At 55.7% G+C, this 2764-nt stretch carries 3 protein-coding genes and 1 pseudogene; 3 read left to right on the forward strand and 1 reads right to left on the reverse strand.

Annotated elements, in window-relative coordinates; all coding sequences use genetic code 11:
* Window positions 1–616: transposase (locus NH195_RS01830; protein ID WP_155846031.1), on the forward strand; the 616-nt coding region annotated here is incomplete at its 5' end.
* A gap of 53 nt (window positions 617–669) precedes the next feature.
* Here NH195_RS01830 and NH195_RS01835 read toward each other — a convergent pair.
* Window positions 670–1104: a type VI secretion system PAAR protein gene (locus NH195_RS01835; RefSeq protein WP_338012174.1), complete on the reverse strand. Its 435-nt coding sequence runs from the start codon at window positions 1102–1104 to the stop codon at window positions 670–672.
* Between the two features lie 609 nt (window positions 1105–1713).
* Here NH195_RS01835 and NH195_RS01840 point away from each other — a divergent pair.
* Window positions 1714–2217, forward strand: a complete 504-nt coding sequence (locus tag NH195_RS01840; protein WP_162265843.1) for a DUF4123 domain-containing protein — start codon at window positions 1714–1716, stop codon at window positions 2215–2217.
* A gap of 38 nt (window positions 2218–2255) precedes the next feature.
* Window positions 2256–2764: pseudogene (locus NH195_RS20720) on the forward strand (transposase); the annotation flags it as partial.

A 2764-nucleotide genomic window follows, 5' to 3' on the forward strand; every position in this document is an offset into this window, starting at 1 on the left:
TACCCGTGTCAAAGACCGGTTCGATCTGCACCCCGAGCGTTTGATCGCAGACACAGCTTATGGATCAGGCCCAATGCTGGGTTGGCTGGTTGAGCGTGAGATTGCGCCGCATATTCCCGTCATCGACAAGGCGGGGCGCAGCGACGGCACTTGGTCACGCGCGGAGTTCGAATGGGACGCGGAGAATGATCAGTATATCTGCCCCGAAGGTCACGAACTGAAGCAGTTCCGGCGAAACTACTCCGACCCGAACCGAGGTCCGACCGGCAAAGGCACAGCCCGCTATCGAGCTTTGAAGGAGGTTTGCCAAACCTGTCCATCGAAACCAACTTGCTGCCCGAATGCAGAAGCCCGCAAAATCACCCGCGAAGAACACGAAGACGCCCGCCAAGTTGCCCGTGATATCGCCAAAACCCACCAATACGATATCTCGATGAAGCTCCGAAAGAAGGTCGAGATGCTCTTCGCGCATCTCAAACGAATTCTTGGCCTGAACCGGCTCAGGTTACGTGGACCCTGCGGCGCAAATGACGAATTCCTCCTCGCCGCAACCGCCCAAAACCTCCGTAAACTGGCCAAGATCTTTCCTGCGCCGCAGCAACCGCGAAAAGCCTGAAAAGAAAGGCGCTCACGCCCATTCGGGAACCGCAAATTCTGCGCTCGCAAACATCAGTTTTTCAACAGAATCGGCCCTAAGCTGCCATCCGAGAACTGTTCATCAAAGGTCCGCTTCCGCCTCCCCCCAATCGACACATCCCCCGACCCACTCGACACGCTGCCACCACAGTCGATGGCGTCGCCAACGCGGCCTGCCGGTTTGCCGTTGATGAACACTGTCCCAGACCCGCCCGAGAGGCTGCGCCCGTGCGGCGGGTGTTTGGGTTTGGCATGGGGGGCAAAGCTGTCGCCTTGTCGGAGCGCAGGCTGGCCATTGATGCTCACATCCCCGCTGCCTGATGTGGCAGGGGTTGGCGGGAAGCCGTCGTGATCCGATCCTGTGTCGCCCTGCGCCATAGGCATTGCGATTAGCTTTCGCCTTTTCAAGAAACGCCTCCATGCTTTCAAAACAAAAGCCGGTAGCTGACAGGTCATAGGGTTGGGCATGTAAATATGGCATGGTCTTTTCTCCTCTTTGGTTTTGACGGGTTGCGCATGCAACCGTCTGGCTTGCGCCGAGCAGTGGGGGAGAAAGGATCAAAGGCGTGGGAACCACGGGACCGGAACCACGCGCAGCTGCAACGAAAAAAAGCGAGCATGGCGAGGCCCCACCCTTTGATCCGCGCCCGGGGCGGCAGTCCCAAGACTTGGGATGTGCGGCAGACATTCCCTAAAAATCATTTGACGTTGTTCGTCATACTGTTCAGGCTTCGCAATGACCCAATTGCGATTTTCTGCATGAATGTCACCGACGATTATGATAGAATTCCTTTAAATAACTGATAGTTGAGTATGAGTTTATTTGAGCCATGGATCGGCAACGGCATTTTTCGAAATGATAAAACCGGGGTCGCATATCAAAGTCTTATCCCCGTGTGGGCCGATGGATATGCGACCTATCGCTCAGGGATTGAGGCGGAAATTCTGCACCGCGACCTGACGCTCGTCCGGCTCGAAAGCGTCTCTCCGGTCCGTGAATGTCAAAACCAAACGTCGCCACACTTCAGCGCACTGGTACAGGCTGTTCATTCCGGCAATCCCGTGGAGATGGGGTCCTTGGAGCCCTTCACAAACACGGACACGCAACAGAATTATTTGACCGTCGAGGAATTCTCCGTCGCGCCGCTGGACCGACAATCGGGCGTCTGGCCGATGAAAAATGTGCCCGATGCACTTTATGATCCGCTTTTCGGGCAGCCCGCACCGACCGAGGCAGAGATTGCGCATTACGGCGGCGTCGAATATGTCCCACCGATGAAAACCTATGCGATCCTCGATGCAGGAAAGTTCCAGTCCGGCCTGAGCGAATTCGAAGACTGCGGCCTGCCGTTCCGTTGCCTGTTCAAAGGAGACGCCGCTGAGGAGCAAAAAGACGTTGCGCCTTACCTGTTCGAACTTTCCCCGGACAGCTCCTTTGTCCGCCGCCTGTTCACCCATCTTCCGGATATGGCGGAAACGATGACGACGGTGCATATGTGGCATCGCGAGCCGGGAATATATCTACGCTCCCGCGCGGAGTTCGACGATGTGGTAATCCCCCCGAAATTTAGGGGCGTTTGAAAGTAGAATTTTCTCGAAAGATAAAAGAGGAGATTCTGATGAAGAAATCGAAATACAGCGACGCTCAGATCATGAGTATTTTGAAACAGGCCGAAGGCGGTGTGCCGGTTGCGGATCTGTGCCGTGAGCATGGGATGAGTTCGGCGAGCTTTTACAAATGGCGCTCGAAGTATGGCGGCATGGATGCGAGCCTGATGGCGCGGATGAAAGAGCTCGACGAGGAAAACAAGCGCCTCAAGCGCATGTATGCCGAGAAGAGCATGCAAAACGACCTGTTGAAGGAAGCGCTTGGAAAAAAGTGGTAAGGCCGTCTCAACGCAGAGAGATGGCCGAGTGGGCGGTTCGGCACCGGTCCGTCAGCATTGCTTTGGCCTGCCGAGCATTCAGCATCAGTGAGACGTGCTATCGATATCAGCCGACGCTCAGAGCTGAGAACGAGCTGATCGCCGATTGGCTTGTCGCGCTGACAACGGCCAAGAGGAGTTGGGGGTTTGGTCTGTGCTTTTTGCATCTGCGGAACGTCAAAGGTTTTGGCTGGAACCACAAA

The sequence above is a fragment of the Celeribacter ethanolicus genome (genome assembly GCF_001550095.1).
Taxonomy (GTDB): domain Bacteria; phylum Pseudomonadota; class Alphaproteobacteria; order Rhodobacterales; family Rhodobacteraceae; genus Celeribacter; species Celeribacter ethanolicus.

What these genes read in the sequence shown, in the direction of transcription:
- NH195_RS01835 (WP_338012174.1), bottom strand. Translation starts at nt 1,104, where the DNA reads ATGCCCAACCCTATGACCTGTCAGCTACCGGCTTTTGTTTTGAAAGCA.